Genomic DNA, 4646 nt, shown 5'->3' on the forward strand with positions numbered 1-4646 from the left:
TTCAGCCCCAGCCGCAGGACAAGATCCTGGCCCTCATCGCCATGTTCCGGGACGACCCCCGGACCACCAAGATCGACCTCGGCGTCGGCGTCTACAAGGACGCGACCGGCCTGACCCCGGTAATGCGCGCAGTGAAGGCGGCCGAGAAGAAGCTGTGGGAGGTGGAGACCACCAAGACCTACACCGGCCTTGCCGGTGAACCCGCCTACAACGCCGCGCTGGTCACGATGATCCTCGGACCGGGCTACGCCGACCGGGCGGCCTCGGTCGCGACGCCCGGCGGGACGGGCGCGATCCGGCAGGCACTGGAACTGATCCGCATGGCCAACCCCAAAGCGCGGGTCTGGATGTCGGCGCCGACCTGGCCGAACCATCCCTCGATCGTGAAGTATCTCGGCATGACGGGGGTCGAGTATCGCTATTTCGACGTGGCGACTTCGGGCATCGACTTTGCCGGCCTGATGGCGGACCTCGAAGGCGTTGCGGCGGGCGACGCGGTCCTGCTGCACGGCTGCTGCCACAACCCGACGGGCGCGAACCTTGACGGCGCGCAATGGGACCAGGTGATCGCGCTGCTGCAACGGAAAGGCGCGGTGCCCTTCGTCGATCTTGCCTACCAGGGTTTCGGCGACGGTCTGGAAGAGGACGCCGAGGCGACCCGCAAGATCGCCGCCGCCATTCCCGAGGTGCTGATCGCCGCCTCCTGCTCGAAGAACTTCGGCATCTACCGCGAGCGTACCGGCATCCTGATCGCGCTGACCAGCCCCGACCGCAAGGCCGTGGTGCAGGGCAACCTGAACTTCCTGAACCGGCAGAACTACAGCTTCCCGCCCGACCACGGCGCGCGGCTGGTGACGATGATCCTTGAGGATGCGTCCCTGACCGCCGACTGGAAGGCCGAACTGGAAGAGGTCCGCCAGAACATGCTGGGCCTGCGCCGGCAGCTGGCGGACGAGCTGCGCCGCGCGACCAACTCCGACCGGTTCGACTTCGTCGCCCACCACCGCGGCATGTTCAGCCGCCTGGGCCTGACCGAGGTGCAGGTCAACCGCCTGCGGGAAGAGCACGGCATCTACATGGTCGGCGACAGCCGGATCAACATCGCGGGCCTGAACGCGAAGACCGTCCCCGTCCTTGCTGCCGCCATCGCGCAGGTGATCTGACACATCATGCTGGCCGTCGTCCTGTCACTGGCAGCGGCGGCGGCCTTCGCGGCCTCGGCCATGTTCATCGACAGCGTCTCGGGCCGGGTCGGCCCGGTGCAACTGTCCCGCTGGCAGATGAGCCTCGCCTTCCTGATGACCGCCGCCATCGTCGCGGTGACAGGGGGCTGGCGGACGCTGGACCTGCCGATTGTCCTGTGGCTCAGCGCCTCTTCGGCCTCGGGCATCATGGTCGGCTCGCTGACCTATATCGCGACGATCCAGTATACCGGCCCGCGCATCTCGGCCCTGCTCTTCACCACCGCCTCGCCCTTCGCGCTCGCCCTCGGCTTCGGCTTTCGTGGCGAGACCGTCTCCCTGACCCAGGCCGCCGGAGTGGGCCTGATCGTGACCGGGATCGCTCTTGCCGTCATGGGCCCAAGGCAGGACGAGGGCGCACGAACCCCGAAGCCCCTCTGGATCGGGATTTCGCTTGGCCTACTGACTTCCTTCGCGCAGGCGCTGGGCAGTCTCCTTGCCCGGCCCGCGATGCTGGCCGGCGCCGATCCCGTGGCCGCGATGGGGGTGCGTTCGGGAACCGGGGCATTGTTCTTCATCGCCCTTCTCGCCCTTCCCGCCCTGCGCCCGGTCGCGCTGCCCTCGCGCAGAGAAGTCCGGCAGATCGGGCTCTCGGCGCTGGCCGGGATGGTCGTCGGCATGTCCTTCCTGATGTCCGCGCTGGCCCGCGGAGACGTAGGGATCGTCACCACCCTGTCATCGACCACGCCGATCCTGATCCTGCCAATGGTCTGGGCCGTCTATCGCCGCCTGCCGGGACCGTTGGCATGGGTGGGGGCGGCATTGGCTGTGGCGGGAACGGCGCTGATCGCCCGGCCGGGGTGACGGCTGGCAACGGTTACGGGGCCGTTTAGCCGCATTTTCTCCGTTCTTTTTGCCTGTTCTTAGGATAAACCGCATAGCGTTCGTGAAGATCCGGGTAATCAGGGCACAGGCATGCCGACGACATTCAACGTGTTCCAGCTGGGCGTCCGGCCCAGCATCGACCCGACCGAGGGCAACCAGACGGCCGAAAACGCCGGAGCACTGGTTGGTCTGACCTTCGGCGCGCCGGGATCGCCGCTTCTCAACTCGGCAGCCGTCTTTTCGCCCGGCTCGTTCACCGGTGGAACTGCCGATGCATATGACATGAACAACAGCCTGTCGAACGACACGTTCCGCATAAATGGCGGGCCGCTTCGGACGTTCGACGGAACTGCAATCTACAACGCGATCGTCACATACCTTGATGGAACGACGGCCACGATCACGGCCGTCATTTTCCAGGATACGGCCGGCAACACCTATTGGGCGCCAGAGATCCTCGCCAACGCCGATCAGACGGTGATGGAGGCGAAGCCGATCCTTTCGTTGCGACTGGTCAGCGTGAACGGCAGCACCTTCTCGGGGTTGAACGCGGACCGGCAGCCCTGGAACTACCTGATCTGCTATGTGCGGGGCACGCATATCCTGACCCCTGCGGGTGAGGTCCGGGTCGAGGATCTGCGCCCGGGCGATCTGGTCACGACCCGCGACAACGGCCCCCAGCCGATCCGCTGGATCGGATGCAGCACGGCCCCGGCGCAGGGCAAACTGGCGCCGATCTGCATCGCGCGCGGTGCGCTGGGGCGCGGCCTGCCGCATCGCGACCTGATGGTCTCGCGCCAGCACCGGATGCTCTTGCGCAGCCCGGTCGTGGAACGCATGTTCGGCTCGCCCGAGGTTCTGGTACCGGCGGTCAAGCTTCTGAGCCTCCTGGGCGTCGAACAGGTCGCCTTTGAAGATGCGGTGGACTATTTCCACCTGCTGACCGACCGGCACGAGATCATCTTCGCTGAAGGCGCCCCCAGCGAGACGCTGCTGACTGGCCCCGGTGCGCGCCAGGCCATCGGCCCCGAGGGGGTGGAAGAGATCGAGACGCTGTTCCCCGGTCTGATCGATGCGGTCAGAACGCCCGCCTGCAAGGTGGTCTACGACGCGCGGGTAGAGCGGCTGATCGACCGTCACACGAAACACCACAAGAGCTTTGTCTAGCCAGACGCGCCGTTTGGCCCGATAACGGACCTGGCGCCACCGCAGGGCGGCATGGCTCCGGCAGCAGGGGGCAGGGGGCAAGGATGGCGAAGGCGGCAAGGCGGATCACGGCCGAAGAGGCGGCGGCGCTGGTGCGATCGGGCATGTGGCTCGACTACGGCGCGGTGCTGGGCCAGCCGGATGCCTTCGACGAGGCGCTGGCCGCGCGGCTGGGTCAGGTGACGGACCTGCGCTTCCGCTCGGTCCTGACCGCCCGCCCTCGCGCCGTCCTGGAGGCCGACCCCGAGGGGAAGCATATCCACTGGTTCTCCACCCATTTCTCGGGCTACGACCGCCGGAAGCACGACGCGGGGATGGCGCATTACCTGCCGGTGAACCTGGGCGAGGTGCCCGACTACTATCGCCGCTTCATCGACCCGCCGGACATCGCGGTCTTCAAGACCGCGCCGATGGACGAGAAGGGCTACTTCAACTTCGGCCCCAACACGCTCTGGATGCGGGCGCTGGTGGAGCGGGCGATGCTGGTGGTCGTAGAAGAGACGCCGACCCTGCCTTACGTCATGGGCGAAGGGACGGCGGTGCATGTGTCCGAGGTGGACTACATCATCCCAGGCCACGACCGCCCGATGGCGGAACTGCCGAAGGCCCCCGCGACCGAGGTGGACAAGGCCGTGGCTCGTCTGATCGCCGCCGAGATCGCGGACGGGTCCTGCCTGCAGATCGGGATCGGCGGGATGCCCAATGCAGTCTGTTCGCTGCTGGCGGAAAGCCCCGTGACCGACCTTGGCATCCATACCGAGATGATGACGGACGGGATCGTGGACCTGTATCGGGCGGGCAGGATCACCGGCGCAAGGAAACAGCTGCACCCGGGCAGGATGGTCTGCACCTTCGCCCTGGGGGCGCAGTACCTGTACGACTTCATCCACCGGAACCCGGAAGTGGAGTTCCATCCGGTCGACTACACCAACCTGCCGCACAACATCATGCGGAACGACCGGGTGGTGTCGATCAACAACACAACCCAGATCGACCTTCAGGGGCAGGCGGCGTCCGAGACTGACGGGTTCCGGCACATCTCGGGCACCGGGGGGCAGCTCCAGTTCGTGCGGGGGGCCTACGGGTCGAAGGGCGGGAAAAGCTTCATGTGCCTGGCGTCCACCTACGAGAAGAAGGGGGAACGGAAGAGCCGGATCGTGACGGCGCTGACCCGCGGGAACGTGGTGACGACGCCCCGGACGGACATGATGTATGTGGTGACGGAATACGGGATGGTGAACCTCAAGGGGCGGTCGATTGCCGAGCGCGCGCGGTTGCTCATCTCCATCGCCCACCCGGATTTCCGCGAGGAGCTGGAGCGGGACGCCCATGAGCACCGGCTGATCCCAAGGGGTTTCTTCTGAGGGTGTCCAC

General features: G+C 66.6%; 4 protein-coding genes. All 4 read left to right on the forward strand.

Features of this window, described 5'->3' with window-relative positions; translation table 11 throughout:
- Nucleotides 1-1163, forward strand: a 1163-nt coding sequence (locus ACK4IU_RS18325) for an aromatic amino acid transaminase (protein WP_409738201.1), incomplete at its 5' end; no start/stop codon positions are given.
- A gap of 6 nt (nucleotides 1164-1169) precedes the next feature.
- The gene (locus tag ACK4IU_RS18330; RefSeq protein ID WP_409738204.1) at nucleotides 1170-2045 is read left to right on the forward strand and encodes a DMT family transporter; all 876 of its coding nucleotides are present in this window, start codon (nucleotides 1170-1172) and stop codon (nucleotides 2043-2045) included.
- A gap of 111 nt (nucleotides 2046-2156) precedes the next feature.
- Complete coding sequence (locus ACK4IU_RS18335; RefSeq protein ID WP_409738207.1) at nucleotides 2157-3233, forward strand: Hint domain-containing protein; 1077 nt, start codon at nucleotides 2157-2159, stop codon at nucleotides 3231-3233.
- Nucleotides 3234-3316: 83 nt separating this feature from the next.
- Nucleotides 3317-4636, forward strand: a complete 1320-nt coding sequence (locus tag ACK4IU_RS18340; protein ID WP_409738210.1) for an acetyl-CoA hydrolase/transferase family protein — start codon at nucleotides 3317-3319, stop codon at nucleotides 4634-4636.
- Nucleotides 4637-4646: the final 10 nt, after the last annotated feature.

It is taken from the genome of Tabrizicola flagellatus, from assembly GCF_046295235.1.
Taxonomy (GTDB): Bacteria; Pseudomonadota; Alphaproteobacteria; order Rhodobacterales; family Rhodobacteraceae; genus Tabrizicola; species Tabrizicola flagellata_A.